A 26,636-nucleotide genomic window follows, 5' to 3' on the forward strand; every position below is an offset into this window, starting at 1 on the left:
AAATATAAATAAATGACCATTTAAATAGTTGGTAAATTGACAATTTGTCTCATCCCTTGGTATTCTTTGATTTTAGAAATTTTTATGTAGTAAAATTCTTGACTTTTTTTAGAGTTCGAACTATACTTAATAGTAGGTAATATTAGGTAACAGGGAGTTACAATTATTTTTGAAAAGTAAAGAGGAGATGGGATAATGAAAAAGGTTTTACTTTCAAGTGCTGTAGCCCTTTCTCTTTTTGCGGCTGCTGCACCAGTATTTGCTGAGGGTACAGGCAGTCTTTGGGTTAATGACATTGATAATAATGAAGTTCCCCAAGGGAGTACGGACGCAGAATCCAGCAAAGTTATGGATGAACTGCAGGCCTATAGAGACGCACAATCAGCTCTGGATCAGCAAGTTGCTGAAGCTAAGAAAGCTCCAGTTGGTAAAAGTGCAGTGATGGAGGATCAGGCTGGTAACAAAGTTCTTGTTATTGGTGAAGGAGAGTCGGCTAATGCAGATCAGTCTTCAGCGACACCGTCTACTACAGATCCATCTACACCGGCTTATTCGGCAGCACCTTACTCCACAGCCTCTTCATCAGTTCCGACTTTTCCGGTACCGTCTCAATCTTCGGCGGCATCCTCTTCAGCAGCAGGTAAAAAGAGGACTAAAAAATCAGAAAATAAAGCAAAAAAAGCTCCGGAAGTAAAAGAAGAAAACAAGGAAAATGAGGAAAACTCTGAAGACAAGTCACTTCCTAAAACAAGTGCAGTCAAATAATTTTGTCTTTAATTTGTGCTAACGCCTAGTATCACTGAGCCTTCGTTCGGTGATATTTTTTATCAAAAATGAAAAATAAAGGATTTTTAAATTATGCAAGAAAAAGATAGGAGTCAAGCTTCGAATAAGAAACAGCTCTTTGTTGTTGGCATCTGCCTCCTGTTGATTATTCTGGTTATTTTTTCTGTTTTTTATGCTTTCCGTTCTTCAGGAACAGCCAGTAAGCCTCGAGTTTCGCCTCCCAGCAGGATTGAAACGTTAAGCTCTTCTACAGCAGATTCCAGTCAGACAGAAAAGGATTATTTAGCAGAGCGTTTTGCTAAACTAAAGGCTGTGAATTCAGAAACGATAGGCTATGTCTATGCTCCTGGTACACAGTTGGATGAGCCGGTGGTGCAAACGAAAGATAATGAAACTTATTTGCTGAAGACTTTTGAAGGAAAGCAAGAACCCTATATGGGAGCGGTCTTTATGGATAAGGACAATCATAAAGATTTCAGCGATCGTTTGACTTGGCTTTTCGGGCATGCTCGGGGCAGCAAGGCAGGAGATCATCGCATGTTTAATGATGTCAACTACTATGATCATCAGGATTATTTTGACAAACATAGGTATGTCGTGATTGAGACTCCTGAGCGTAAGTATTATTATCAAGCTATGGGACTGGTCATCGTGCCGGAAGAGACGGCATTTTATCGGACGGAGTTTAAGGACGACGAGGACTTTACAACTCAGCTTAGAAATATCTATGAGGCCGCTCGGACAAAGGATCCAGAGATGAAGATTAAGGCGAGCGACCGGTATTTGGTCCTTTCAACCTGTCGTGAGGAAGATGACACGATTCGTTCCAACCTTTATTTGCGGCAGATTCCTGATTCGGAACTGCCAGATTTTCTGGCCAAGCATGGCAAGGAATTGACCTATACTCCGACTCGTTGATTGGCCAGTCACGTGAGATGTGGCTATATCCATTATTTGCCAGTAAAGAATTTTAAGGCAAGGAAAAAGGGACTGAGTGCAAGCTTAGTCCTTTTTCTGCATAAGAAATCATGTAGTAGCTTTTGCTATGCTTCTGCATTTATAGTATAATAGTTCTATTGAGCGGCTGGAGGTATGTATGGATTTAAGTAAGAAATTTAATAAAAACTTAGGAAAAATAGAAATTTCGCTGATTCGTCAGTTTGACCAATCGATTTCTGCTATTCCTGGGGTTCTTCGGCTGACCTTAGGAGAGCCGGATTTCACGACACCAGATCATATCAAAGAAGCGGCCAAGGCAGCGATTGATGCTAATCAAAGCCACTACACTGGTATGAGCGGTCTCTTGGAGCTGCGTCAGGCGGCCAGCAGCTTTGTGAAAGAAAAGTACAATCTGTACTATCGCCCAGAAGATGAGGTCTTGGTCACTATTGGCGCAACAGAGGCCTTGTCGGCTACACTGACAGCCATTCTAGAAGAAGGAGACAAGGTCTTGCTGCCAGCTCCTGCTTATCCAGGCTATGAGCCCATTGTCAATCTAGTAGGGGCGGAGATTGTCGAGATTGATACAACGGCCAATAACTTTGTCCTCACTCCAGAGATGCTGGAAGCGGCTATTTTAGAACAGGGCGAGCAGCTAAAAGCGGTCATTCTTAATTATCCAGCCAATCCGACCGGCGTGACTTATTCGCGGGAGCGGCTAAAAGCTCTGGCGGATGTCCTAGGAAAATACCAAGTCTTTGTGGTCTGCGATGAGGTCTATTCTGAGCTGACATATACAGAGCAGGGGCATGTCTCCATCGCGGAGTATCTGCCAGACCAAACCATTGTCATCAACGGCCTGTCTAAGTCTCATGCCATGACTGGCTGGCGGTTGGGCTTTATCTTTGCTCCAGCAGTTTTCACTGCCCAGCTGATTAAGAGCCATCAGTATCTCGTAACAGCGGCCAATACCATGGCTCAGTTTGCCGGCATTGAAGCTCTGACAGTTGGGAAAGATGATGCGGAGCCAATGAAGGCTGAGTATATCCAGCGTCGCGATTATATCATAGAGAAAATGGCAGAGTTAGGCTTTAAGATCATCAAACCAGATGGAGCTTTTTATATTTTTGCTAAGATACCAGATGGTTATAATCAAGATTCTTTCGCCTTTCTGCAGGATTTTGCAGAGAAGAAGGCTGTGGCCTTTATCCCGGGAGCGGCTTTTGGTCAATACGGGGAAGGCTATATCCGCCTGTCCTACGCGGCTAGTATGGAGACGATTCAAGAAGCTCTGAAGCGCCTCAAGGACTACATGGAGGACTATGCTTAAATCTCTAACAAGTCAAGGTCTGGTTCTCTATAACCGCAATTTCCGTGAGGATGATAAGCTGGTCAAAATCTTTACGGAACAGGCTGGTAAGCGTATGTTTTTCGTCAAGCATGCTGGGAAATCTAAGCTAGCGCCCGTCATTCAGCCTTTGACTGTGGCGAACTTGCTAATGAAAATCAATGATGATGGCCTTAGCTATATCGAGGACTATCAGGATGTAGTCACCTACCATCAGATCAATGAGGACTTATTCATCATGGCCTATGCCAGTTATGTAGTGGCCTTGGCAGATGCCAGTCTTCAGGACAATCAGCCAGATCCGGCTCTCTTTGCCTTTCTGCAGAAAACCCTGGAGCTGATGAATAATGGTCTGGACTATGAAGTGCTGACCAATATCTTTGAGATTCAGATTTTGTCACGTTTTGGAGTTTCACTGAACTTCCATGACTGTGCCTTTTGTCATCAGACGGGTCTGCCTTTTGACTTCTCTTTCAAATATAGCGGAGTCCTTTGCCCTGATCATTACCATCAGGATGAAAGACGATGTCATCTCAATCCCAACCTTCCTTTTCTGCTGGACCAATTTCAGGCGGTCCGCTTTAGCGAATTGGAGACTATTTCTTTGAAGCCAGATATTAAAAAGCAACTGCGGGATTTTATCGACCTGCTCTATGATGAATATGTCGGCATTCATCTCAAATCCAAAAAATTTATAGATTCTCTGGGGGACTGGGGAAACATTTTAAAAGATAAGAACGAGGAATAAATCGAATGAAAAAAATAGCTGTTGATGCTATGGGAGGGGACAATGCCCCTCAGGCTCTGGTCGAAGGAGCCAATCGAGCGGTACAGGAGTTTTCGGATATTGAAATTCTTCTCTATGGCGACGAGGCCAAAATCAAGCCTTATCTGACTGCTGGTGAGCGGGTCCGCATCATCCACACGGAGGAAAAGATTGACTCGGATGACGAGCCGACCAAGGCCATTCGTCAAAAGAAAGAGGCTAGTATGGTGCTGGCAGCCAAGGCTGTCAAGGCAGGGGAAGCAGATGCCATGTTGTCTGCTGGAAATACTGGAGCGCTTTTGGCGGCAGGTTTCTTTATCGTAGGGCGTATCAAGAATATTGACCGACCGGGGCTCTTATCTACTATGCCAACGGTTGGCGGTCAGGGATTTGATATGCTGGATCTGGGAGCCAATGCTGAAAACACAGCCCATCATTTACACCAGTATGCGACTTTGGGTTCTTTCTATGCTGAAAATGTCCGAGGAATCAAGAAGCCGCGGGTGGGTCTTTTGAATAACGGAACGGAAAGTAGCAAGGGTGACCCTCTGCGCAAGGAAGCCTATGAGTTTTTAGCTGGGGATTCGACACTTAACTTTATCGGCAATGTAGAAGCGCGTGATTTGATGGATGATGTGGCAGATGTTGTCGTTGCAGATGGTTTTACTGGCAATGCCGTTCTGAAATCAATCGAAGGAACTGCTATCAGTATTATGGGTCAGCTGAAGAAGTCTATTTTAGGCGGTGGTTTCAAGGCTAAATTGGGAGCTTGGCTGCTCAAGGACAGCCTGCGAGGGCTCAAGAATAGTCTGGACTATTCTAGTGCAGGCGGTGCAGTTCTATTCGGTTTGAAAGCGCCTGTTGTCAAAACGCATGGCTCTAGCGATGCTAAGGCTGTTTATAGCACGATTCGTCAGATTCGCACCATGCTGGAAACAGATGTTGTTGGTAAATCGGTCATTGAATTTTCAGATGCAAAGGAGTAACTATGAGCGAAAAAGAAATTTATGCAAAAATTGTCGAAATCATTCAAGAACATGACAGCAGGAAGCTGCATATCACTCCAGAACTGAGCTTGAAAGAGGAGCTGGGAGTGGACTCTGTTGATTTGATGGAATTTATCATCAATCTGGAAGAAGCTTTTGATATTGAGATTCCTGATGAGGATATGGATAACTTCAAAACAATTTCCGATGTGGTGGCTTATATCCATGAGAAACTGAAGAAGCAACATTAAAAATCAAAGATCGGTATCTTCCGGTCTTTTTTCGTATCTTGGAAAGGAAACGATTTCTTTAACTGGATACAGAAAGTTTATACGGAATTTCTTGTAAAATGTATTCAAAGATGATAAAATGAGGGTATAAAACCACGAAAGGCGAATATTAAAATGTCTAATAAGTTGTTATATTCGGGAAAAGCCAAGGATATTTTCTCTACAGATGATGAGCAAGTCATTCTGGCACGCTACAAGGACCAGGCAACGGCCTTTAATGGAGTCAAGAAGGAGCAGATTGCTGGTAAAGGAGTGCTCAACAACCAGATTTCATCTTTCATTTTTGAGAAACTCAATGCAGCTGGTGTGGCGACGCATTTTATTGAGAAGGTTTCGGATACGGACCAGCTAAATAAAAAAGTGGAGATTATTCCTTTGGAAGTGGTGCTGCGCAACTACACAGCGGGTTCTTTTTCCAAACGTTTTGGAGTAGAAGAGGGCATCGCGCTTGAAACTCCGATTGTGGAATTTTACTACAAAAATGACGATTTGGACGATCCTTTTATCAATGACGAACATGTGAAATTCTTGAAGATTGCAAGCGACGAAGAAATTGCCTTTTTGAAAGAAGAGACTCGTCGGATCAATGAGCTCTTGTCAGACTGGTTCCGCCAAATCGGATTGAAATTGATTGATTTCAAGTTAGAGTTCGGCTTTGATAAAGATGGCAAGATTATTCTGGCGGACGAATTTTCACCAGATAACTGCCGTCTCTGGGATGCGGAAGGCCATCACATGGACAAGGATGTTTTCCGTCGTGGCCTTGGTGAACTGACAGATGTCTATCAGGTTGTTTGGGAAAAATTGCAGGCGATTAAGTAAGGACAGGGTGTGAAAAATCATGGACAAGCGTATTTTTGTAGAGAAGAAGAGCAACTTCGGTGTGAAGTCACAGAGCTTGGTGAGAGAGCTGACGCATAATCTTCAGTTGAAAACATTGTCAGATCTTCGGATGATTCAGGTTTATGATGTCTTTCATCTAGCAGAAGATTTGGTTGCTCGTGCTGAAAAGCATATTTTCTCCGAGCAGGTGACAGATAGATTGCTGGAGGAAGAGGAAGTAGATGCTGCACTTGCAGAGACAGAGTTTTTTGCCATCGAAGCACTGCCGGGTCAGTTTGACCAGCGAGCAGCTAGCTCTCAGGAGGCCCTCTTTTTGCTCGGCGCTGGGACAGATGTTCTGGTGAGGACCGCTCAGCTTTATTTGGTCAATAAAGACATCTCAGACACCGAGTTGGCAGCCATCAAAAAATACTTGCTGAATCCGGTTGATTCACGCTTTAAAGATATTGAGAGGCCGATTCAGCTGGAGCAGTTCTCCGAGTCCGACAAGACCATTCCGGTTCTGGACTTCTTTAAGGACTATACGGAAGCGGACTTTAAAGCCTACAAGCAGGAGCATGGTCTAGCTATGGAAGTAGCAGACTTGCTCTTTATTCAGGACTATTTCAAGTCAATTGGCCGTTTTCCGACAGAAACAGAGCTCAAGGTTTTAGATACTTACTGGTCCGACCACTGTCGACATACGACCTTTGAGACGGAGTTGAAGAAGATTGATTTTTCGGCTTCTAAGTTTGAAAAGCAACTGCAGGCCACTTATGATAAATACTTGGCTATGCGCGATGAGCTGGGACGTGGGGACAAACCGCAGACTCTTATGGATATGGCGACTATTTTTGGTCGCTACGAGCGAGCTAATGGCCGTCTGGATGACATGGAAGTGTCTGATGAGATCAATGCCTGCTCAGTAGAGATTGAAGTGGATGTGGATGGCGTCAAGGAGCCTTGGCTGCTGATGTTTAAAAATGAAACCCACAACCACCCAACAGAAATAGAGCCTTTTGGTGGGGCTGCGACCTGTATCGGCGGAGCCATTCGTGACCCGCTTTCTGGCCGTTCTTATGTTTATCAGGCTATGCGGATTTCAGGTGCGGGCGATATTACTCAGCCGATTTCTGAAACGCGGGCTGGCAAGCTCCCTCAGCAGGTCATTTCAAAAACTGCAGCGCATGGCTATTCTTCTTACGGGAATCAAATTGGTCTAGCAACGACCTATGTCCGTGAGTATTTCCATCCAGGCTTTGTAGCCAAGCGGATGGAGCTAGGTGCAGTTGTTGGTGCGGCTCCTAAGGAAAATGTCGTCCGTGAAAAGCCAGTAGCAGGTGATGTGGTTATCTTGCTGGGAGGCAAGACAGGCCGTGATGGTGTCGGCGGTGCCACTGGCTCGTCCAAAGTACAGACAGCTGCGTCTGTAGAGACGGCTGGCGCGGAAGTACAAAAAGGAAATGCTATTGAGGAGCGCAAGATTCAGCGTCTCTTCCGCGATGGCAATGTGACTCGTCTCATCAAGAAATCCAATGACTTTGGGGCCGGCGGTGTCTGTGTGGCTATTGGTGAATTGGCAGACGGGCTGGAAATTGATCTTGACAAGGTACCGCTCAAATACCAAGGACTTAACGGTACAGAAATTGCGATTTCTGAGTCTCAGGAGCGGATGGCAGTGGTGGTCCGCCCAGAAGATGTGGAACAATTTATCGCTGCAGCAGCTAAGGAAAATCTGCTGGCAGTCGTTGTGGCCAAAGTGACAGAAAAGCCAAATCTGGTCATGCACTGGAACGGGGAAACCATCGTCGATATAGAGCGGAGTTTTCTGGACACCAATGGTGTGCGCGTGGTTGTGGATGCCAAGGTTGTGGATGCCCAAGCAGCATTGCCAGGGCAAGCTGTGACTTCTGAAGCGACTTTGGAGCAGAACCTTAAGAGCTTGCTCAGCGACCTCAACCATACCAGTCAAAAGGGGCTGCAGACCATCTTTGACAGCTCTGTTGGCCGCTCTACTGTCAATCATCCAATTGGCGGGCGCTACCAAATCACACCGACTGAGGCTTCTGTGCAGAAACTGCCAGTTGAGCATGGCAAGACAGAGACGGTCTCTGTGATGGCGCAGGGCTACAATCCTTATGTGGCAGCTTGGTCACCTTATCATGGAGCAGCTTATGCAGTGATTGAAGCGACAGCTCGCTTGGTTGCTGCTGGTTCGGACTGGTCCAAGGCTCGCTTCTCTTATCAGGAGTACTTTGAGCGGATGGACAAGAAGGCTGAGCGTTTTGGACAGCCGGTTTCTGCTCTACTTGGTTCGATTGAAGCCCAGATTCAGCTCTGTTTGCCGTCTATTGGTGGCAAGGATTCTATGAGCGGAACTTTTGAAGAATTGACAGTACCGCCGACCTTGGTAGCTTTTGGCGTGACTACTTCTACTGCTGGGCGCATCCTGTCTCCAGAGTTTAAGGCAGCAGGCGAGTCCATCTACTATCTGCCAGGACAGGTCCTATCTCAGGATATTGACTTTGACTTAATCAAGAATAACTTTGAAAATTTTGCGGCCATTCAGGACAAGTATCAGATTACAGCAGCCTCCGCTGTCAAATACGGTGGTCTGGCAGAGAGTCTGGCCTTGATGAGCTTTGGTAATCGTATTGGTGCCCAAGTGGATATTGCTGACCTGCCTTCCGTTTTGCGAGCGCAGCTGGGCGGATTCGTCTTTACCAGTCCAGAGCAGGATATTCCAGGTGCAGTGAAGATCGGTCAGACCAAGGCAGACTTTACCTTGATTGTCAATGGTGTCCAGCTTGAGGGAGCAGAGCTTTTGGCAAGCTTCGAAGGCCGACTAGAGCCTATCTACCCGACAGAATTTAAACAGGAAACAGTTATTGAGGAAGTGCCGGCTCTTGTCGCTGATACAGTTATCAAAGCCAAAGAGACAGTGGCGGAGCCGCTGGTTTACATTCCAGTCTTCCCTGGAACCAACTCAGAATACGACTCAGCCAAAGCTTTTGAAGCAGCTGGAGCCAAGGTCAATCTAGTTCCCTTTGTCACTTTGGATGAAGCAGCCATTGTCAAGTCCGTTGACAGCATGGTTGACAACATTGACAAGGCTAATATCATCTTCTTTGCTGGCGGCTTCTCTGCTGCAGATGAGCCAGATGGTTCAGCTAAGTTTATCGTCAATATCCTTCTCAACGAGAAGGTCAAGAAAGCTATTGATAGTTTCATCGCTCGCGGCGGTCTCATCATTGGTATCTGTAATGGCTTCCAGGCTCTGGTTAAATCTGGTCTTCTTCCATACGGAAACTTTGAAGAAACAGGGGCTAGCAGCCCAACTCTCTTTTACAATGATGCCAACCAGCACGTAGCCAAGATGGTGGAGACTCGCATTGCCAATACCAACTCGCCTTGGCTGGCTGGTGTGCAAGTGGGAGATATCCATGTCATTCCGGTTTCACATGGTGAAGGGAAATTTGTCGTGACGGCTGAGGAATTTGCTGAACTGCGTGACAATGGTCAGATTTGGAGTCAGTACGTAGACTTTGATGGTCAGCCAAGCATGGACAGTAAGTATAATCCAAACGGCTCTCTCTATGCTATCGAAGGAATTATGAGCAAGAACGGCCAAATCATTGGCAAGATGGGTCACTCAGAGCGTTATGAAGACGGTCTTTTCCAAAATATTCCAGGTCAGAAAGACCAGAAATTGTTTGAAAGCGCCGTTCGTTATTTCCAAGCGAGTCACGAATAAAGTTGGCTTGCAAGAGCAAGCAATCAAAAAAGGAGTCTGCTTGGCCTGAAAGGCCAGGTTTTCTCCCTTTTACAAGACAAAAGAATTTAGGTAAAACAATGACATACGAAGTAAAGTCACTGAATGAAGAGTGCGGTATTTTTGGAATCTGGGGCCATCCACAGGCAGCTCAGGTTACCTATTTCGGACTCCATAGTCTGCAGCACCGCGGTCAGGAAGGAGCAGGTATCCTGTCAAACGACCATGGAAAGCTCAAACGCCACCGCGATTTGGGATTGGTTGCAGAGGTCTTTAAAAACCCAGCAGATTTAGATAATCTGACAGGAGAAGCAGCCATCGGCCATGTCCGTTATGCAACGTCTGGCGGAGCCTCCATCAATAATGTCCAGCCTTTCTTCTTCAGTTTCTATGATATGCAGATGGGCTTGGCGCATAATGGCAATCTGACCAATGCCCATTCACTGAGACGGGAGTTAGAAAAGAAGGGTTCCATCTTTGCCAGCTCGTCTGATACGGAAATTCTCATGCACTTGATTCGCCATAGCAAGCAGGAAAATTTCTTAGATAAGCTCAAGGAGTCCTTGAGACGAGTTCAGGGCGGCTTTGCCTATCTCATCATGAGAGAGGACAAGCTCTACGCTGCGCTAGATCCTAACGGCTTTCGTCCTTTGTCCATCGGCCGCATGAAAAATGGGGCCTGGGTCGTTTCCAGTGAAACCTGTGCTTTTGAAGTGGTGGGTGCCGAATGGGTGCGTGACCTGAAGCCAGGGGAAATTGTGATTATCGATGATGAAGGCGTGACCTATGACAGCTATACGACAGATACTCAGCTGGCTATTTGCTCAATGGAATATGTCTATTTCGCTCGGCCGGACAGCGTTATTCACGGGGTCAATGTCCATGCAGCCCGCAAACGGATGGGCCGTAGGCTGGCTCAGGAATTCCAACATGAGGCAGATATCGTTGTAGGTGTACCTAATTCTTCCTTGTCAGCGGCCTCTGGTTTTTCCGAAGAGTCTGGTCTGCCAAATGAAATGGGTCTGATTAAAAATCAATACATCCAACGGACTTTTATCCAGCCAACGCAGGAGTTGCGAGAGCAAGGGGTTCGTATGAAATTATCTGCTGTTTCCAGCATTGTCAAGGGCAAGCGCGTGGTCATGGTGGATGACTCTATCGTGCGGGGAACAACCAGCCGACGCATCGTCCAGCTCCTACGAGATGCAGGCGCAGCTGAAGTCCATGTGGCTATCGGCAGTCCAGAACTTAAATATCCATGTTTTTACGGCATTGATATTCAGAATCGGCGTGAGCTTATCTCGGCTAATCATACGGTTGATGAGGTCTGTGAGATTATCGGAGCTGACAGCCTGACCTACCTGTCGCTGGAAGGTCTCATTGAATCAGTTGGTATTGAGACGGACGCTCCGAATGGCGGGCTTTGTGTGGCTTACTTTGACGGTCAGTACCCAACTCCGCTTTATGATTATGAAGAGCGCTATCTGGAAAGCCTGAAGGAGAAGACGAGTTTTTATTAAAACAAGGTCAGCGGTTCTTGTCGCAATCTTTTTCAAAAATAAGAGTAAGGAAGAAAGTTATGACAAATAAAAATGCATACGCTCAATCCGGTGTGGATGTTGAAGCAGGTTATGAAGTTGTTGAGCGAATCAAAAAGCATGTGGCACGTACAGAGCGGGCTGGTGTCATGGGAGCACTGGGTGGCTTTGGCGGCATGTTTGACCTATCTCAGACTGGGGTCAAGGAGCCGGTGCTGATTTCTGGTACGGATGGGGTCGGAACCAAGCTCATGCTGGCCATTCAGTATGACAAGCACGATACCATTGGGCAGGACTGTGTGGCTATGTGTGTCAATGACATCATCGCTGCAGGGGCTGAGCCTCTTTACTTCCTGGACTATATTGCCACTGGGAAAAATGAACCAGCTAAACTAGAGCAGGTGGTGGCTGGTGTGGCTGAAGGCTGCGTTCAGTCTGGAGCTGCCTTGATTGGCGGGGAAACCGCTGAAATGCCTGGCATGTACGGTGAAGATGATTATGACCTGGCTGGTTTTGCTGTCGGGGTTGCTGAGAAGTCAGAGATTATTGACGGCTCTAAAGTCGTAGAGGGAGATGTCCTTCTGGGGCTGGCTTCCAGTGGTATTCACTCAAATGGTTATTCGCTTGTCCGTCGTGTTTTTGCGGACTATTCTGGTGAGGAAGAACTGCCAGAATTGGAAGACAAGAAACTCAAGGAAGTCCTGCTTGAGCCGACTCGTATCTATGTCAAGGCTTTGCTGCCGCTGATTAAGGAAAAGCTGGTTCATGGGATTGCCCATATTACCGGTGGCGGTTTTATCGAAAATGTGCCCCGCATGTTTGCCGATGACTTGGCTGCTGAGATTGAAGAAGACAAGATTCCAGTCTTGCCGATTTTTAAGGCCTTAGAAAAATATGGTCACATCAAGCACCAAGAAATGTTTGAAATCTTCAATATGGGACTGGGGATGATTTTGGCTGTAGCTCCTGAAAATGTGAATCGTGTCAAAGAACTTCTTGACGAGCCTGTTTATGAAGTCGGCCGGATTGTCAAAAAAGAAAATGAAAGTGTCCTTATCAAATGAAAAAAATTGCCATTTTTGCTTCGGGCAATGGATCAAATTTCCAAGTGATTGCTGAGCAGTTTCCTGTTGAATTTGTCTTTTCAGACCATCGCGATGCCTATGTGCTCGGGCGGGCGGATAAGCTAGGTGTCAAAAGCTATGCCTTTGAGCTTAGAGAGTTTGACAGTAAGGCGGCTTACGAGCAAGCCATTGTAGACCTGCTTGATGAACACAAGATTGACTTGGTTTGCCTAGCAGGCTATATGAAAATCGTTGGGCCAACCTTACTTAGTGCTTATGAAAGGCGGATCATCAACATTCATCCAGCCTATCTGCCCGAATTTCCAGGAGCTCATGGCATTGAGGATGCTTGGCAGGCTGGAGTCTCTGAAAGTGGCGTGACCATTCACTGGGTGGATTCGGGTGTCGACACTGGTAAGATTATCCAGCAAGTGCGCGTGCCGCGTCTGCCAGATGACACCATTGAAAGCTTTGAAGCTAGGATTCATGAGCAGGAGTACCAGCTCTACCCAGAAGTGCTGGATAGCTTGGGAGTGGAGAGAAGATAAAAACGAAATCATAGCTGATTTTATGACGGTCCAACATCAGATAAGGAGGATTTTATGGGTTTATTTGATTTTTTTAAGAAGAAATCTTCAGATGAAGAGACACCAATTGAAGACGAAGGCAAAATTGTTGTTGAAGCTGAAAATACAGATGATAGCACTCCGGGGTGGCATGCGATTGATGCAGAGTTTAATCGTTTATATCCGGATCAGCCCAATCCACTTCATTATGGGACAGTTATCAAGTATATGTTGGGCGGTCCAGATCCGCTTGATGGCATCAGTGTTTATGATGCGGGAGATTTTTGGCATTTTGTCAGCTATGGTCTGTCAGAGTTATATACAAAAGAAAGCGACGACCCTGAATACAGTGGTTATGGGATTGAATTGACTTTTAAGTTAAAGAAATCAAATAATGACGAAGAAGAAATTAAAAATGGCTGTGGTTTGTTGCAGTATGTGGCAAGATATATTTTTCAAACAGGTAAAGTGGTTTTGCCAGAGGAATACATTTATACTAAACAGACAGTAGGAATTGATGCCCAGCAGAAATCTAACTTGACAGGGTTCTTGACTGCTGCTGATGATTTAGCTAAACCTCTTGATACTCCGCATGGAAAAGTGGAATTTGTAACCCTGATTGGTGCGACAGATGCAGAACTGCGAAATGTGTACGAAAGTGAAACTAGTAAGCTTGAGGTCATAAAACTGTTAAAAGAACTTGGAAATCAGGTTACAGACTATGATCGCCAGTCTTTAGTTTAATGATGTGAAAGCACCTCTTGATACAAGGAAAGGAAAAACATGACTAAACGCGCACTGATCAGTGTCTCAGACAAAGCGGGCATTGTTGAATTTGCCCAAGAACTTAAAAAACTTGGTTGGGATATCATCTCAACTGGTGGGACCAAGGTTGCCCTTGATAGTGCTGGGGTGGGCACCATTGCCATTGATGATGTGACTGGTTTTCCAGAGATGATGGATGGCCGTGTCAAGACCCTCCATCCAAACATTCACGGCGGTCTCTTGGCTCGTCGGGATTTAGATAGCCACCTACAAGCGGCCAAGGAGAATCAGATTGAGCTCATTGACCTCGTTGTGGTCAACCTCTATCCTTTTAAGGAAACTATTCTCAAGCCAGGTGTAGAGTATGCGGATGCGGTGGAAAATATTGACATCGGTGGACCCTCTATGCTGCGCTCTGCGGCTAAAAATCATGCAAGCGTGACAGTTGTTGTAGATCCGGCTGATTATGCTCTTGTTCTGGAAGAGTTGGCAGCAAATGGCCAAACGACCTATGAAACGCGGCAGCGCTTAGCAGCTAAGGTTTTCCGTCACACGGCTGCTTATGATGCCTTGATTTCGGACTATTTCACAGCTCAGGTGGGCGAAAGTAAGCCTGAAAAGCTGACCTTGACCTATGAACTCAAGCAGCCCATGCGCTACGGGGAAAATCCCCAGCAGGAAGCTGATTTCTATCAGACTGCTTTGCCACTGGACTATTCCATCGCTTCCGCCAAGCAGCTGAATGGGAAAGAGTTGTCCTTCAATAACATTCGCGATGCGGATGCGGCCATTCAGATTATTCGAGATTTCAAGGATCGGCCAACTGTTGTGGCGCTAAAACATATGAATCCTTGTGGCATTGGTCAGGCGGACGATATTGAGACTGCCTGGGACTATGCTTATGAGTCTGATCCGGTTTCTATTTTTGGTGGGATTGTCGTCCTCAACCGTCAGGTGGATGCTGCGACGGCTGAGAAGATGCACGGTGTTTTTCTGGAAATCATCATCGCACCGAGCTACACGGCAGAAGCGCTAGCGATTTTGACCAATAAAAAGAAAAATCTGCGGATTTTGGAGTTGGCTTTTGATGCTCAGGCAGCTTCTGGAGCTGAGAAGGAAGTGACTGGTGTTCTTGGCGGTCTTCTTGTGCAAAATCAAGATGTTATCGAGGAAAAACCAGCTGATTGGCAGGTCGTGACCAAGCGCCGGCCGAGTGAGCAGGAGCGCGTAGCTTTGGAATTTGCCTGGAAGTCCGTCAAATATGTCAAATCCAACGGGATCATCATTACCAATGACCGTCAGGTGCTGGGAATCGGTCCCGGTCAGACCAACCGCGTGGCTTCTGTCAAGATTGCTATTGAGCAAGCTAAAGATCGCCTTGACGGTGCTGCTCTGGCTTCTGACGCTTTCTTCCCCTTTGCAGACAATATCGAAGAAATCGCAGCCGCTGGCATCAAAGCTATCATCCAACCAGGTGGATCTGTCCGTGATGAGGAGTCTATTATCGCAGCTGACAAGCATGGCTTGACTATGATTTTCACCGGTGTACGGCATTTTAGGCATTAAAAACTATAAAAAATCCTCGGGTCGAGCCGAGGATTTTTGAGTAGTCTTATACTCAATGAAAATCATGAACAAACTAAGCAGGAGTAGTCTGCTCAAAACACTGGTTTGAAGTGGTTTTGAGAAGTGCGAAAGCGACTTATTTAGGGTAGATATAGGTCAGGCGGCCCCAGTAAGAAGCAGTTGGGTCGAACCAGCCACGGAAGTTGCTGATGTACTGCTTGCCGAGGTAGTTAGACTCTTGGATCTGGATGCGGGTATTGGATTCGACATGAGTCACGACACCGACGTGGCCGTAGCCGCCGTCATCCCAGCAGGCGATGGCGCCAACCTCAGGCCTACTGCCGGTATGGAATCCAGCTCTTCTAGCACTAGCCGCCCATTGACCGCCGTTGCCCCAGTAATTTCCTGCCCAAGGAGCTAGAGCTTTAGCTCCCCAAGTGCATTGGCCGACAGGATAAGTTGTCGCATTAGCAGCGGCATAGTTAGGCTGAATATTAGCTGATTGAACGCTTGATTTCTCAACCTGATAGCTAGTTCCAGTCAGGCCGATTAACTGTCCCGCTTTTCTACGATAGACATGGGTGTTAAATAGACCGCTCCCCTTGTGATTCTGAGTATCCACGGTAAATTTGTAAGTTCCATTGCCGACCTTATTTGCAGTATACCATTTGATATCATCTTGCCCATTGACTTCTGACCAAGTTGGCAGAATAATATCGCCATCTCCGTAGGCGTCTGTCACGGTCACCTCATAGCGATTAGCCTCAGTTTTCCTGACTGCAACCTTGGCTTGAATTTGGTCGGTAGACATTGAGACGGCATCTGCTGCGTAGCTACGCTCACTGCCGTCCTTATAGGTGACATACACATGGTTGTTATAGGTTCCAGACAAAGCCTGATGATTACGGATATCAAAGGTTGCGCTGAAGGAGCCATCTCCGTTAGGAGTGGCTGCATACCATTTAAGATTGCTCTGATTGCTAGTGCTCCAAATTGGCACCCGGACAGATTGAATAGGTTTAGATAAGCTAGTTTCGGTAGTTTTCACGGTGTAGGTCCCTTGTTTGGGGTTGATATTTTCCACCGTAAAAAGAGGTTTCTGTTCCTCGTCTGAAGGTAATTTTCCGCTGTCAACTTGAACTGTCGTTCCTGTTATACCAGTTGATTCCGGTTGAACATAGCTTTGGCCGTAAAGATGGATATTGTAAGTCCCAGTGTCGTAGTTATGCTTTCTGAGTTCCACCCGAGCGCTGTAGCTGCCATCTGGATTTTTGCTTGCTTCGTACCATTGTAGATCATCTTGCCCTTTCTTATCAGACCAAGTAGGAAGAACAATTCGATGCATGGTGTCAGGTACGTTTTTGACATTTATTTCCATGATGCCGGTCTGAGGGAAGCTAGTTTCGATTATCGGTTTCGGATTTTCAAGATGGAACGTAGTACCAGATAGGAAAATCATTTTTCCGTTTACATTTTCGTAAGTGTCAACGAAGTATCGTCCATAACCACGATGTTTGGATAGATTAAACTCAGTTGATTCTTCTCCTGCGTCATACCACTGAAGGTCGTCGCTGCCTTTTTCATCTGACCAGACAGCATGGACAATCTTTGAGTGAGTTTGGTCTTTGTTGCGGGAAAAACTAATGCGTCCTGTATCTCCTGAGACGGATGCATTCGTTTTACTAGCTGGTTTATCTACATGAAAGGTAGTGGCATTTAGAGCTACCAAGCGCTCTCCTATCCGTATGTAAGTATGAACATGAAACGTACCATATCCTGGATGGTTGCTTAAGTCAATGTCAGTGATGGGTGTTTGTGGTGTATCATACCATTTCAAATCATCTTGTCCGTTTTCTTCAGACCAAACAGCATGAGCAATAAGATAAGGTTCTTGAGCTTGAGAACGGGTATAACTAATAGAGGCTGTACGATCGTTCACAGTCACATCGACATTGCTGGCACGATCAGTAGGGCCTAGAATTTTGACTTCAGATTCAGGCGTTTCGGTCGCATGAACTTTTGAGTGGCTCGCAAAGAGACCTAGGACAGCTCCGGATAATAAAAACAGTTTTTGATATTTCTTCATAAAACTCCTTTGTGAGAATGTTTTTGGATGGGCCCACCTGTATTATTCGGAAAACTTGTTTGAAAATGATAGTAAATTTGGCAAGTCATGATTGTTTTTTTCTAAAATGTGTACAATCCACTCAAAAAGGAGAAGGTTGAAGACAACAATAATTACGGCAATGGCAATCATATGGAAGAGATATTCTTTTTCTCATTAGAATGGAATAAAACGAACGATTGTGATATAATTTAGATAAATAATTCGTAAAAATGCGATGTTTTTACGTGATGTGTTAGCTTGGTGCGTAAGCGCCTATGATATGAACATAGAGGTATCTTGGCTATGAAGCTTTTAGTTGTTGGTTCAGGCGGTCGTGAGCATGCGATTGCCAAGAAGTTATTGGAGTCTCAGGGTGTGGAGCAGGTGTTTGTCGCTCCTGGAAATGATGGCATGACCTTAGATGGTCTGGATTTAGTAAACATTGGAATTTCCGAACATTCTAAACTAATCGAATTTGCCAATGAGAATGATGTTGCTTGGTCTTTTATTGGTCCGGATGATGCCCTGGCAGCTGGGATTGTAGATGATTTTAACCAAGCTGGGCTCAAGGCTTTCGGTCCATCTCGTTTAGCAGCGGAGCTGGAGTGGTCCAAGGATTTTGCCAAGGAAATCATGGTCAAATACGGTGTTCCGACAGCAGCCTATGGCACATTTTCCGACTTTGAGGAAGCCAAATCCTACATCGAAAAGCAGGGAGCGCCTATCGTGGTCAAGGCGGACGGCCTAGCTCTGGGTAAGGGTGTAGTCGTAGCGGAGAACGTGGAGCAGGCGGTCGAAGCAGCTCACGATATGCTCTTAGATAATAAGTTCGGCGACAGCGGTGCGCGTGTGGTTATTGAAGAGTTCCTGGACGGCGAGGAGTTTTCCCTCTTTGCCTTTGTCAATGGCGATAAGTTTTACATCCTGCCGACGGCCCAGGACCATAAGCGGGCCTACGATGGGGACAAGGGTCCCAATACAGGCGGCATGGGAGCCTATGCGCCAGTGCCTCACCTGCCACAAAGCGTGGTGGACCAGTCGGTTGAGACGATTATCAAGCCGGTTCTCAAAGGCATGATAGCTGAGGGACGACCTTATCTGGGCGTGCTCTATGCTGGGCTGATTCTGACAGCAGATGGCCCTAAGGTCATTGAGTTCAACTCGCGCTTCGGTGATCCAGAGACACAGATTATCTTGCCACGCTTGACTTCTGACTTTGCGCAGAACATCACGGACATTTTGGACAAGAGAGAGCCTGCTATCACTTGGCTGGATGAGGGAGTGACCCTAGGCGTGGTTGTCGCATCAGAGGGCTACCCGCTGGACTATGAGAAAGGCCTGCCTCTGCCTGAGAAGACAGACGGTGACATCATCACCTACTATGCTGGGGCTAAGTTTGCGGAAAATAGCAGAGCACTGCTGTCAAATGGCGGTCGAGTGTACATGCTGGTTACCACAGCAGATACCGTCTCAGCTGCGCAGGAAAAAATCTACGACCAACTAAAAAAACAAGACACCACAGGCCTCTTTTACCGAACTGATATCGGAAGCAAGGCCATAAAAGATTAACAGATACTATAGTTGTCATGGCGAGCGAAAGCGCGCCATTATAGGATAATCGTCGCAGTAGTGGAACTCCTAGTAGCTTTGCTACTAGGAGCGGAAAACTGGAGACTTAGGCTCCAGTTTTAGTAATGGAACGCCATAGGCGGTCGCTTACGTCCGCACTACAATAGACGATTATTAAAAAAGGAGAAAAATGAAACCAATTATTTCCATCATCATGGGCTCTAAATCCGACTGGGCTACCATGCAAAAAACTGCTGAAGTCCTAGACCGCTTTGGTGTAGCCTACGAAAAGAAAGTCGTCTCTGCCCACCGCACGCCTGACCTCATGTTTCAGCATGCCGAAGAAGCCCGCAGCCGTGGCATCAAGGTCATCATCGCTGGGGCAGGTGGGGCAGCGCATTTGCCAGGAATGGTAGCGGCTAAAACCACTCTGCCTGTTATCGGTGTACCCGTCAAATCACGCGCTCTCAGCGGTCTGGACTCACTTTATTCGATCGTTCAGATGCCGGGTGGTGTGCCAGTGGCAACTATGGCAATCGGTGAAGCGGGAGCGACAAATGCTGCCCTGACTGCCCTTCGGATCTTGGCGATTGAAGACCAAGATCTAGCAGCAGCGCTAGCGGATTTTGCAGAAGAACAAGGAAAAATCGCTGAGGAGTCAAGCAATGAGCTCATCTAAAACAATCGGAATTATCGGTGGCGGTCAGCTGGGACAGATGATGGCCATTTCTGCTATCTACATGGGGCACAAGGTCATCGCGCTGGATCCAGCAGCGGACTGTCCAGCCTCTCGTGTGGCAGAGCTTATCGTGGCTCCTTATAACGATGTGGACGCTCTCCGTCAGTTGGCGGAGCGTTGCGATGTCCTGACCTATGAGTTTGAAAATGTTGATGCTGACGGTTTGGATGCCGTTATCAAGGATGGTCAGCTCCCTCAAGGAACGGACCTGCTCCGCATTTCTCAAAATCGGATTTTTGAAAAGGATTTTCTTGCAAACAAGGCCCAAGTCACCGTGGCACCCTACAAGGTCGTGACTTCTAGCCAAGACTTGGCGGATATCGACCTGTCGAAAAACTATGTCCTCAAAACGGCGACTGGTGGCTACGACGGACATGGGCAAAAGGTCATTCGCTCGGCAGAAGACATGGAAGAAGCCTATGCACTAGCTGATTCAGCAGACTGTGTCTTGGAAGAATTTGTCAATTTTGACCTTGAAATTTCCGTCATCGTGTCCGGAAATGGCAAGGATGTGACAGTTTTCCCAGTTCAGGAAAATATCCACCGCAACAATATCCTGTCTAAGACCATCGTGCCAGCCCGCATTTCAGAGAGTCTAGCTGATAAGGCCAAAGCCATGGCGGTACGAATCGCAGAGCAGCTCAAGCTGTCTGGAACCCTCTGCGTAGAAATGTTTGCGACTGCTGATGACATCATTGTCAACGAGATTGCTCCACGGCCGCACAACTCTGGGCACTACTCTATCGAAGCCTGCGATTTCTCGCAGTTTGATACCCATATTCTCGGTGTTCTGGGAGCACCATTGCCAGTCATCCAACTGCATGCGCCAGCCGTTATGCTCAATGTTCTCGGCCAGCATGTCGAGGCCGCTGAAACATATGTCACAGAAAATCCAAGCGCCCACCTCCACCTGTATGGTAAAATAGAAGCGAAGCATAACCGCAAGATGGGGCATGTGACTTTGTTTAGTGATGTACCGGATGGTGTGGAAGAGTTTGGGGAGTAAGACAGGACCCCAGTTATAAGGTCCGTCGTCTTACCCCTGCAAGGTTGACTAGGCTTGTCGTAGCTGATAAAGTCAGCAAGAGAAGCCAGTCAACTACTGCTAGAAGGGATTGATTTTTAAGAAAACTCTGTGGAGGAAATGTTATAGATGAGACCAATTATCCCGAAAAGTCCAGAAGTTCCGAAAGAGTTCTCTGATAAAGAAATCTCTTTTTTGACTAAGAGTGTTTTTGGGGAAATAATCGAACCTCAGCCGTGTGATGTTTTATTTGTTTTCAGTGGGACTCACCCAGGCCACTGGGAAAAAGCTATTGAGGCTTATCAAAAAAGCTATGTAAGACGAATTATTGTGACCGGCGGTCGAAGTTTGACAGGAACGCCTCATCCAGAATGGAATGGACATACAGAGGCAGAGGTTATTATCCAGCATCTGATGGCTGCGGGCATTCCTGAAGAAGCGATTAAATCTGAAAACTCCTCTAGCAATACTTTAGAAAACGTACTGTTTGCCAAAGAAATTTTTGATTTTAATACTGTTGAGACCGTTATGTTCATTTGCAAAAGTCACGCGACTGGTAGGCAATGGCGGACCTTGGCTCAGCACTTGCCAAAGCATCTTCGCTACATCCCATATACCTTCAATGCTTTTTACAAGGATGTTGAGATTGGTCGGGATAGCTGGATGAATACAGACATTGGCAAGTCCAGAGTTTGGGGAGAATATCTGCGGCTTCTCCATTATGGAGAAAAGGGAGATATTTTAAAGTTAGATGTTGAATTGTGATATAGGAGGTTTCTATGATTCAAATCATCGTTAATGCTTTTGTGGAAGAAGGTAAAGAAACTGCAGTTGTGGAAGTGCTCTTTGCCAGTGCCGACCATAAAAAAGTAAAAGCCAAATATCAGGAATTAAAGATTCAATATCCAAACAATTATCTGGCTATCTATGATTTGCCATTGGATACAGATCTAAGTAGCTTGCCACACTATCCGTCGGTGGCGATAAGCAAGGAGGAGTTTAATTAGTCTATGAAAACTATCGGTCTGATTGGTGGTATGAGTTGGGAAAGTACCACATCTTACTACCAAATCATCAACGAAACCATCAAAAAAGAGCTGGGTGGCTTGCATTCAGCTAAGATTCTGCTTTATAGTGTTGATTTTGCAGAGGTTGAGCATTATCAGGCAGTCGGGGACTGGGAGAAAAGCGGTCAACTTTTGGCAGATATTGCTCAACGCTTGGAGCAAGCTGGTGCAGATTTCATCGTTATTTGCACCAACACCATGCACAAGGTTGCTCCGCAGATACAAGAAAAGATTACGATTCCAATCTTGCATATTGCGCAGGCAACCGCGCAGGCCTTGTTGGCTGACGGTATTCAAAAAGTCGGCCTCCTGGGGACAAAGTACACCATGACTCAAGATTTTTACAAGGAGAAATTAATAGAGTCTGGGTTAGAAGTGCTGATTCCAGACCAAGCTGGTATTACAGAAGTCAATCGGATTATTTATGACGAGCTCTGTCTAGGGGATATCAAAGAAAGCTCAAAGCAGACTTATCTTGCCGTTATAGATGATTTGAAAAAAGCAGGCGCAGAAGCTGTTATCTTGGGTTGTACCGAGATAGGCCTTCTCATCAAACAATTCGATACTGACCTGCCTCTCTACGACACAACAGTGATTCATGCAGATAAAGCAGCGGAGTGGGCGATAAATAAGTGACCATAGAAGACAAGCGCAACCGTAGAGTAGGGCATGTAACTTTGTTTAGTGATGCGCCGGATAGTGTTATTGAGTTTGGGGATTGAAACAGTTCTTATTTGGATGTTATTATATCTCATCTTAATAGTCCTGTTTTCTTTAGTAAAGAGATTGACCTAAAAGTTGAGTAGTTACTATTATAAGGAATAGATTTTGAATGGAAAATAATTCTTTAGATTTTAGATTGATAAATAATTTGTTGTTACCATCAATTAACTATGTATCTAAAAAAGATTTGAAAAAAAGAGATTTTTTAAAGCATTTATACGGAATTCTTTTTTTAATATTTACATGCATACTTGTAGTTGTAGTTTATCAGCAGTTAAAACCGTTTATTTTACAGACGGCAGTATCATTTGCTAATTTATACTTTATAACAGATGCAATATTTTCAGGGAAGAAAGAGTTTCTACAATATGTACCATCAACTCAGAATGTACATTCTGTCATATTATCTTCTGAAATAATTTTTGATAAGTTATCCTTACTTTTTAAAATGTTTTTTCCTATGATATTATCGTTGGTTACAATGTTAATTTTTAAGAAACAAAATTTTTTGTCGAGAGTAATTATTATAATCTTAACAATTCTAATTTATACCCTAATCTTTGAAGTTTATTTTCAAGCAACGTTAATTATTATTTTATTTGGTATTTTAATTATTTTTCATCCTATTGGAGATGGTAAATATTATACTGTTGTGCAATATTTTAATTATCTTGAAGAAATTCTTTATAATTGGCGGAGGAATCGTAAAAAAAATAAAAATAATAGAAAGAACATCATACTTTTAATTATTTCTTCCATAACTATGAGTTATTGTCTATTTAGATTCTTTCCGGGAGGAGGGGCAAGTTTTTCTTTACTTCTAACTTTATTAGTAGTATTTATTATGTGGATCTACAATGGAAGTGCTGGCAAAGAAAGTAAATTATTAAAAAAAATATTTATTTATATTATATTTTTTGGATTTACTTTAATTGGGAATTTAGAAATTGGTTCTGATGTTTTAAAAGTACCAGTATTATTTATTACTTTATTCTTTGCATTAGATCGGATTATTGCATTGTCAAAAGAAATGAAGGAAATAATTATTGAAAAAAGTATATTGTATTACTATGAATATGAAAATATAGAAAAATTACTTTTAATAAAAGAACTAATAAATATTGAGATTCTGCATGAAGTAGATGTGTCTGAATTGGAGTTGGCAAAACAAATAGCTATTAGAATTAAATTGGGTATCTACCAAGAAGTGCTAAAGTTATCAGATATTTATATAAAAAGAGAGTTTAAAAACTATCGTCACTTTGTAGAAGGAAATATTTTTTTACTAACTTTTGATGAAACAACTTTAGATGATGCGGTATCTTTGGAATCTTTAAAAGAAAGCCTCTTCGATATACTTAAATTAGAAGAACAAAATATTCTTTTGCCAGAGTTATATGAAATATACGCAAAAGTATTATTTAAATTAGAGCAATTTGATGATGCTATAATTTACTTTGAGGAAAATATAATGTATATAAGCGAAGAATCGAGATTAATGTATATTAAAGCATGTGAACAAGTTGGAAATATAAAACAAGCTGAATATATACGTCGAAATTATTAATGATAGAATCAAGGAGAAAAATCATGATCAACCGTTACTCTCGCCCTGAAATGGCGAACATTTGGAATGAGGAAAATAAGTACAAGGCTTGGCTGGAGGTAGAGATTCTGGCTGATGAGGCCTGGGCTGAGTTGGGTGAGATTCCCAAGGAAGATGTGGCCTTGATTCGTGAGAAGGCAGGCTTTGACATTGACCGCATTTTGGAGATTGAGCAGGAGACGCGCCACGATGTGGTTGCCTTTACTCGGGCAGTTTCTGAGACGCTGGGTGAGGAGCGCAAGTGGGTGCACTATGGCCTGACCTCGACCGATGTGGTGGATACGGCCTACGGCTACCTCTACAAGCAGGCCAATGACATCATTCGCGAGGATCTGCGTCGCTTCACTGACATCATTGCAGAGCGGGCGCGGGAGCACAAGTTCACCATCATGATGGGACGGACTCACGGGGTGCATGCGGAGCCGACGACTTTCGGACTTAAGCTCGCAACTTGGTACAGCGAAATGAAGCGCAATATCGAGCGTTTCGAGATTGCGGCTGCGGGTGTAGAAGCCGGGAAAATCTCTGGTGCGGTTGGGAACTTTGCCAACATTCCGCCATTCGTGGAGAGTTATGTCTGTGAGAAATTAGGCATCCGTCCACAAGAGATTTCGACCCAAGTCTTGCCACGCGATCTCCACGCTGAATACTTCTCAGCTCTAGCCTTGATTGCGACGTCTATTGAGCGCATGGCGACTGAAATCCGTGGTCTGCAAAAATCTGAGCAACGCGAGGTCGAAGAGTTCTTTGCTAAGGGGCAAAAAGGTTCATCTGCTATGCCTCACAAACGCAATCCTATCGGCTCTGAAAACATGACTGGTCTGGCGCGCGTCATTCGCGGCCATATGGTAACAGCCTTTGAGAATGTCTCTCTCTGGCATGAGCGCGACATTTCCCACTCATCAGCTGAGCGGATTATCGCTCCGGACACGACCATTCTCATCGACTATATGCTCAACCGCTTCGGAAATATCGTCAAGAACTTGACCGTCTTCCCAGAAAACATGAAGCGGAATATGAACTCGACCTTTGGTCTTATCTTCAGCCAGCGGGCTATGTTGACCTTGATTGAAAAGGGCATGACGCGGGAGCAAGCTTATGACTTGGTGCAGCCAAAAACTGCCCAGTCTTGGGACAATCAAGTGGACTTCAAGCCTCTGCTCGAAGCGGATCCAGAAGTCACTTCCCGTCTGACTCAAGAAGAGATTGATGAAATCTTCAACCCAGTTTACTATACCAAGCGCGTAGATGAAATCTTCAAGCGCGTGGGGCTGGAATAAACATAAAAAGATAGGCACTTCAAAAGAAGTGCCTGTTTTTCTTTATTTTAAATTTGACTGGCCATTTGCCCGATTTTCTGCAGCATTTCTTGGCGTTGTTGGTCTGTTTTGCGTTCTACTCCGTTGAGCTCGGTCAGTTTGACTGGAGAAATACCACAAAATTTCAAGACTTGATTTTTAAGTACCTTGCCATAGTCTTGCATGAAAGGCAAGGCAAAAGCAGGTGTGTTGTGGCTGGCGATAATCCAGCCGGACTTGCCTTGCAGGTGGCCTTGGAGGCCAATTTTTTTATAAGAGTAAGCAAAGTCAGCCACAAAGACGCGGTCGATAAAGCCTTTGAGAATGGCCGGCATGCCGCTCCACCAGATAGGGAAAATGAAAATCAGATGGTCTGCCCAAGTAATCAAATCCCTGTATTTTGCCATTTCAGGGTCTTTGTGCAGGTCACGGCGTCTATGTTCTTGGTCAAAGCGCAAAATCGGGTCAAAATTTTCAGCATACAAGTCCAAGGTTTTCACCTCGTGCTTTTTAGAAAGATTGTTTTGAACTTCTTTGAGAATAGCAGCATTGAAGCCAGTTGGGCTGGGGTGGGTGTAAATAATCAAGGTTTTCATGATCGTTCTCCTTTGATATAAATGTCAAGCATGTGCTCAATCGTGCTTTGGATGGCTTGAGGATCAAGGTCTTGTCCGATGGGACTGTTGGCTAGAACGGCTAGGCCTGTGATAAAGCTCCAAAAGTGAAAAAGGCTTTCCGCTTCGCTATTGCTAAAATTTTCCTCCTCGCGAAGCTTTAAAACAAGCTCCTTAAATTTATCAAATCCAGGCAAGTCCGACTCCAAGAGAATGGTGTCCTGCGCCACCTTCATATATTTAAAAGGGAATTTGATAAAGAGAGCTTCGAAAAAATGAGGGTAGGTCTTAGCAAAAATAATGAAATTAAGACCAAGCTGGGTCAGCTGATCACGCGCAGAACCTGTCGCATCAATCTTTTCATTGATTTCCTGATTGAGAAAGAGCGAAAGCTGGGTCAAAACCACCTTAAGGTAGCCTTCCTTGCTCTCAAAATGGCGGTAAGGGCTGCCGTGAGTTACACCGCAGGCCTTGGCAACAGTCCTGAGCGAAAGCTGTTCAATTCCGTGTTTTCCGATTTCGTCAATCCCTGTTTGGATGAGCTGTTCTTTCAGCTGGGCAGTATTGCGTTTCATGTATCTCCTCCAAAAGTATACACTGTCTAGTTATCTATCTTTAGTATACACTGTCTACTTTTTCTTGTCAACTAATTTGATGCTTTCTTCTATTCTAGGATGTGGC

General features: G+C 45.0%; 24 protein-coding genes and 1 pseudogene. 22 read left to right on the forward strand and 3 right to left on the reverse strand.

The window, feature by feature from the left end; all coding sequences use genetic code 11:
* Positions 1 to 195: 195 nt before the first annotated feature.
* From ELZ47_RS00220 to purH, 13 genes are all read left to right on the forward strand, one after another.
* Positions 196 to 765 carry a hypothetical protein gene (locus ELZ47_RS00220; protein WP_002928640.1) on the forward strand — a complete coding sequence of 190 codons (570 nt, stop codon included), beginning with the start codon at positions 196 to 198 and terminating at the stop codon, positions 763 to 765.
* A 93-nt stretch (positions 766 to 858) separates the two neighbouring features.
* Positions 859 to 1,704 (forward strand): class B sortase, LPKTxAVK-specific, encoded by an 846-nt coding sequence (gene srtB, locus ELZ47_RS00225; RefSeq protein WP_125332487.1) that lies wholly within the window; start codon positions 859 to 861, stop codon positions 1,702 to 1,704.
* Between the two features lie 178 nt (positions 1,705 to 1,882).
* On the forward strand, positions 1,883 to 3,055 hold the full coding sequence (locus ELZ47_RS00230) for a pyridoxal phosphate-dependent aminotransferase (RefSeq protein ID WP_125332485.1): 1,173 nt from the start codon (positions 1,883 to 1,885) through the stop codon (positions 3,053 to 3,055).
* On the forward strand, positions 3,048 to 3,821 hold the full coding sequence (gene recO / locus ELZ47_RS00235; protein ID WP_125332483.1) for a DNA repair protein RecO: 774 nt from the start codon (positions 3,048 to 3,050) through the stop codon (positions 3,819 to 3,821). Before ELZ47_RS00230 ends, recO begins: the two co-directional genes overlap by 8 nt.
* A 5-nt stretch (positions 3,822 to 3,826) precedes the next feature.
* Positions 3,827 to 4,825, forward strand: a complete 999-nt coding sequence (gene plsX, locus ELZ47_RS00240; protein WP_126434932.1) for a phosphate acyltransferase PlsX — start codon at positions 3,827 to 3,829, stop codon at positions 4,823 to 4,825.
* Between the two features lie 2 nt (positions 4,826 to 4,827).
* Positions 4,828 to 5,076: an acyl carrier protein gene (locus ELZ47_RS00245; protein WP_049547547.1), complete on the forward strand. Its 249-nt coding sequence runs from the start codon at positions 4,828 to 4,830 to the stop codon at positions 5,074 to 5,076.
* A gap of 153 nt (positions 5,077 to 5,229) precedes the next feature.
* On the forward strand, positions 5,230 to 5,937 hold the full coding sequence (gene purC, locus ELZ47_RS00250; protein WP_002901941.1) for a phosphoribosylaminoimidazolesuccinocarboxamide synthase: 708 nt from the start codon (positions 5,230 to 5,232) through the stop codon (positions 5,935 to 5,937).
* Between the two features lie 19 nt (positions 5,938 to 5,956).
* A complete protein-coding gene (locus tag ELZ47_RS00255; protein WP_126434933.1) occupies positions 5,957 to 9,691 on the forward strand; it encodes a phosphoribosylformylglycinamidine synthase in 3,735 nt (1,244 codons plus the stop codon).
* Between the two features lie 98 nt (positions 9,692 to 9,789).
* A complete protein-coding gene (gene purF, locus ELZ47_RS00260) occupies positions 9,790 to 11,229 on the forward strand; it encodes an amidophosphoribosyltransferase (RefSeq protein ID WP_125332475.1) in 1,440 nt (479 codons plus the stop codon).
* A 59-nt stretch (positions 11,230 to 11,288) separates the two neighbouring features.
* Positions 11,289 to 12,311 carry a phosphoribosylformylglycinamidine cyclo-ligase gene (purM, locus tag ELZ47_RS00265; RefSeq protein WP_125332473.1) on the forward strand — a complete coding sequence of 341 codons (1,023 nt, stop codon included), beginning with the start codon at positions 11,289 to 11,291 and terminating at the stop codon, positions 12,309 to 12,311.
* The gene (purN, locus tag ELZ47_RS00270; protein WP_125332471.1) at positions 12,308 to 12,859 is read left to right on the forward strand and encodes a phosphoribosylglycinamide formyltransferase; all 552 of its coding nucleotides are present in this window, start codon (positions 12,308 to 12,310) and stop codon (positions 12,857 to 12,859) included. Before purM ends, purN begins: the two co-directional genes overlap by 4 nt.
* Before the next feature lie 54 nt (positions 12,860 to 12,913).
* Positions 12,914 to 13,621 (forward strand): suppressor of fused domain protein, encoded by a 708-nt coding sequence (locus ELZ47_RS00275; protein WP_061603008.1) that lies wholly within the window; start codon positions 12,914 to 12,916, stop codon positions 13,619 to 13,621.
* Between the two features lie 39 nt (positions 13,622 to 13,660).
* A complete protein-coding gene (gene purH, locus ELZ47_RS00280; protein ID WP_125332468.1) occupies positions 13,661 to 15,208 on the forward strand; it encodes a bifunctional phosphoribosylaminoimidazolecarboxamide formyltransferase/IMP cyclohydrolase in 1,548 nt (515 codons plus the stop codon).
* A 136-nt stretch (positions 15,209 to 15,344) separates the two neighbouring features.
* Here the strand turns inward: purH and lytF are convergent, their stop codons facing one another.
* A complete protein-coding gene (lytF, locus tag ELZ47_RS00285) occupies positions 15,345 to 17,294 on the reverse strand; it encodes a murein hydrolase LytF (protein ID WP_125332466.1) in 1,950 nt (649 codons plus the stop codon).
* Between the two features lie 324 nt (positions 17,295 to 17,618).
* On the opposite strand from lytF, the gene purD reads away from it, so the two are divergent.
* The 9 genes and pseudogenes from purD (at position 17,619) to purB (ending at position 25,323) form a co-directional block, all read left to right on the forward strand.
* Positions 17,619 to 18,884: a phosphoribosylamine--glycine ligase gene (gene purD, locus ELZ47_RS00290; RefSeq protein ID WP_126434934.1), complete on the forward strand. Its 1,266-nt coding sequence runs from the start codon at positions 17,619 to 17,621 to the stop codon at positions 18,882 to 18,884.
* A gap of 190 nt (positions 18,885 to 19,074) precedes the next feature.
* Positions 19,075 to 19,563: a 5-(carboxyamino)imidazole ribonucleotide mutase gene (gene purE / locus ELZ47_RS00295; protein ID WP_002894355.1), complete on the forward strand. Its 489-nt coding sequence runs from the start codon at positions 19,075 to 19,077 to the stop codon at positions 19,561 to 19,563.
* Positions 19,550 to 20,629 (forward strand): 5-(carboxyamino)imidazole ribonucleotide synthase, encoded by a 1,080-nt coding sequence (purK, locus tag ELZ47_RS00300; RefSeq protein WP_126434935.1) that lies wholly within the window; start codon positions 19,550 to 19,552, stop codon positions 20,627 to 20,629. The genes purE and purK overlap by 14 nt, the downstream gene beginning before the upstream one ends.
* 147 nt (positions 20,630 to 20,776) lie before the next feature.
* A complete protein-coding gene (locus tag ELZ47_RS00305; protein ID WP_126434936.1) occupies positions 20,777 to 21,412 on the forward strand; it encodes a YdcF family protein in 636 nt (211 codons plus the stop codon).
* A gap of 14 nt (positions 21,413 to 21,426) precedes the next feature.
* On the forward strand, positions 21,427 to 21,654 hold the full coding sequence (locus ELZ47_RS00310; protein WP_126434937.1) for a phosphoribosylaminoimidazole carboxylase: 228 nt from the start codon (positions 21,427 to 21,429) through the stop codon (positions 21,652 to 21,654).
* Positions 21,655 to 21,657: 3 nt separating this feature from the next.
* A complete protein-coding gene (locus tag ELZ47_RS00315; protein ID WP_126434938.1) occupies positions 21,658 to 22,350 on the forward strand; it encodes an aspartate/glutamate racemase family protein in 693 nt (230 codons plus the stop codon).
* A gap of 2 nt (positions 22,351 to 22,352) precedes the next feature.
* A pseudogene (locus ELZ47_RS00320) lies at positions 22,353 to 22,436 on the forward strand (phosphoribosylaminoimidazole carboxylase); the annotation flags it as partial.
* Positions 22,437 to 22,546: 110 nt separating this feature from the next.
* The gene (locus tag ELZ47_RS00325) at positions 22,547 to 24,004 is read left to right on the forward strand and encodes a hypothetical protein (RefSeq protein WP_126434939.1); all 1,458 of its coding nucleotides are present in this window, start codon (positions 22,547 to 22,549) and stop codon (positions 24,002 to 24,004) included.
* Positions 24,005 to 24,027: 23 nt separating this feature from the next.
* A complete protein-coding gene (gene purB, locus ELZ47_RS00330) occupies positions 24,028 to 25,323 on the forward strand; it encodes an adenylosuccinate lyase (protein ID WP_126434940.1) in 1,296 nt (431 codons plus the stop codon).
* 47 nt (positions 25,324 to 25,370) lie between these two features.
* Here purB and ELZ47_RS00335 read toward each other — a convergent pair whose 3' ends face one another.
* Together ELZ47_RS00335 and ELZ47_RS00340 are read right to left on the reverse strand one after the other, a co-directional pair.
* On the reverse strand, positions 25,371 to 25,937 hold the full coding sequence (locus ELZ47_RS00335) for an NAD(P)H-dependent oxidoreductase (RefSeq protein WP_126434941.1): 567 nt from the start codon (positions 25,935 to 25,937) through the stop codon (positions 25,371 to 25,373).
* Entirely contained in the window at positions 25,934 to 26,530 is a 597-nt protein-coding gene (locus tag ELZ47_RS00340) for a TetR/AcrR family transcriptional regulator (RefSeq protein ID WP_126434942.1), read from the reverse strand. Before ELZ47_RS00340 ends, ELZ47_RS00335 begins: the two co-directional genes overlap by 4 nt.
* Between the last annotated feature and the right edge of the window lie 106 nt (positions 26,531 to 26,636).

Source organism: Streptococcus sanguinis, assembly GCF_900635155.1.
Lineage (GTDB): Bacteria > Bacillota > Bacilli > Lactobacillales > Streptococcaceae > Streptococcus > Streptococcus sanguinis_G.

Coding starts and splice junctions, on each gene's coding strand:
- purB (WP_126434940.1), top strand. CDS start 24,028: ATGATCAACCGTTACTCTCGCCCTGAAATGGCGAACATTTGGAATGAG.
- purM (WP_125332473.1), top strand. CDS start 11,289: ATGACAAATAAAAATGCATACGCTCAATCCGGTGTGGATGTTGAAGCA.
- ELZ47_RS00220 (WP_002928640.1), top strand. CDS start 196: ATGAAAAAGGTTTTACTTTCAAGTGCTGTAGCCCTTTCTCTTTTTGCG.
- ELZ47_RS00255 (WP_126434933.1), top strand. CDS start 5,957: ATGGACAAGCGTATTTTTGTAGAGAAGAAGAGCAACTTCGGTGTGAAG.
- purD (WP_126434934.1), top strand. CDS start 17,619: ATGAAGCTTTTAGTTGTTGGTTCAGGCGGTCGTGAGCATGCGATTGCC.
- purF (WP_125332475.1), top strand. CDS start 9,790: ATGACATACGAAGTAAAGTCACTGAATGAAGAGTGCGGTATTTTTGGA.
- lytF (WP_125332466.1), bottom strand. CDS start 17,294: ATGAAGAAATATCAAAAACTGTTTTTATTATCCGGAGCTGTCCTAGGT.
- ELZ47_RS00230 (WP_125332485.1), top strand. CDS start 1,883: ATGGATTTAAGTAAGAAATTTAATAAAAACTTAGGAAAAATAGAAATT.
- ELZ47_RS00305 (WP_126434936.1), top strand. CDS start 20,777: ATGAGACCAATTATCCCGAAAAGTCCAGAAGTTCCGAAAGAGTTCTCT.
- ELZ47_RS00325 (WP_126434939.1), top strand. CDS start 22,547: ATGGAAAATAATTCTTTAGATTTTAGATTGATAAATAATTTGTTGTTA.
- ELZ47_RS00315 (WP_126434938.1), top strand. CDS start 21,658: ATGAAAACTATCGGTCTGATTGGTGGTATGAGTTGGGAAAGTACCACA.
- srtB (WP_125332487.1), top strand. CDS start 859: ATGCAAGAAAAAGATAGGAGTCAAGCTTCGAATAAGAAACAGCTCTTT.
- purH (WP_125332468.1), top strand. CDS start 13,661: ATGACTAAACGCGCACTGATCAGTGTCTCAGACAAAGCGGGCATTGTT.
- ELZ47_RS00340 (WP_126434942.1), bottom strand. CDS start 26,530: ATGAAACGCAATACTGCCCAGCTGAAAGAACAGCTCATCCAAACAGGG.
- ELZ47_RS00245 (WP_049547547.1), top strand. CDS start 4,828: ATGAGCGAAAAAGAAATTTATGCAAAAATTGTCGAAATCATTCAAGAA.
- recO (WP_125332483.1), top strand. CDS start 3,048: ATGCTTAAATCTCTAACAAGTCAAGGTCTGGTTCTCTATAACCGCAAT.
- purK (WP_126434935.1), top strand. CDS start 19,550: ATGAGCTCATCTAAAACAATCGGAATTATCGGTGGCGGTCAGCTGGGA.
- ELZ47_RS00335 (WP_126434941.1), bottom strand. CDS start 25,937: ATGAAAACCTTGATTATTTACACCCACCCCAGCCCAACTGGCTTCAAT.
- plsX (WP_126434932.1), top strand. CDS start 3,827: ATGAAAAAAATAGCTGTTGATGCTATGGGAGGGGACAATGCCCCTCAG.
- purE (WP_002894355.1), top strand. CDS start 19,075: ATGAAACCAATTATTTCCATCATCATGGGCTCTAAATCCGACTGGGCT.
- purC (WP_002901941.1), top strand. CDS start 5,230: ATGTCTAATAAGTTGTTATATTCGGGAAAAGCCAAGGATATTTTCTCT.
- ELZ47_RS00275 (WP_061603008.1), top strand. CDS start 12,914: ATGGGTTTATTTGATTTTTTTAAGAAGAAATCTTCAGATGAAGAGACA.
- ELZ47_RS00310 (WP_126434937.1), top strand. CDS start 21,427: ATGATTCAAATCATCGTTAATGCTTTTGTGGAAGAAGGTAAAGAAACT.
- purN (WP_125332471.1), top strand. CDS start 12,308: ATGAAAAAAATTGCCATTTTTGCTTCGGGCAATGGATCAAATTTCCAA.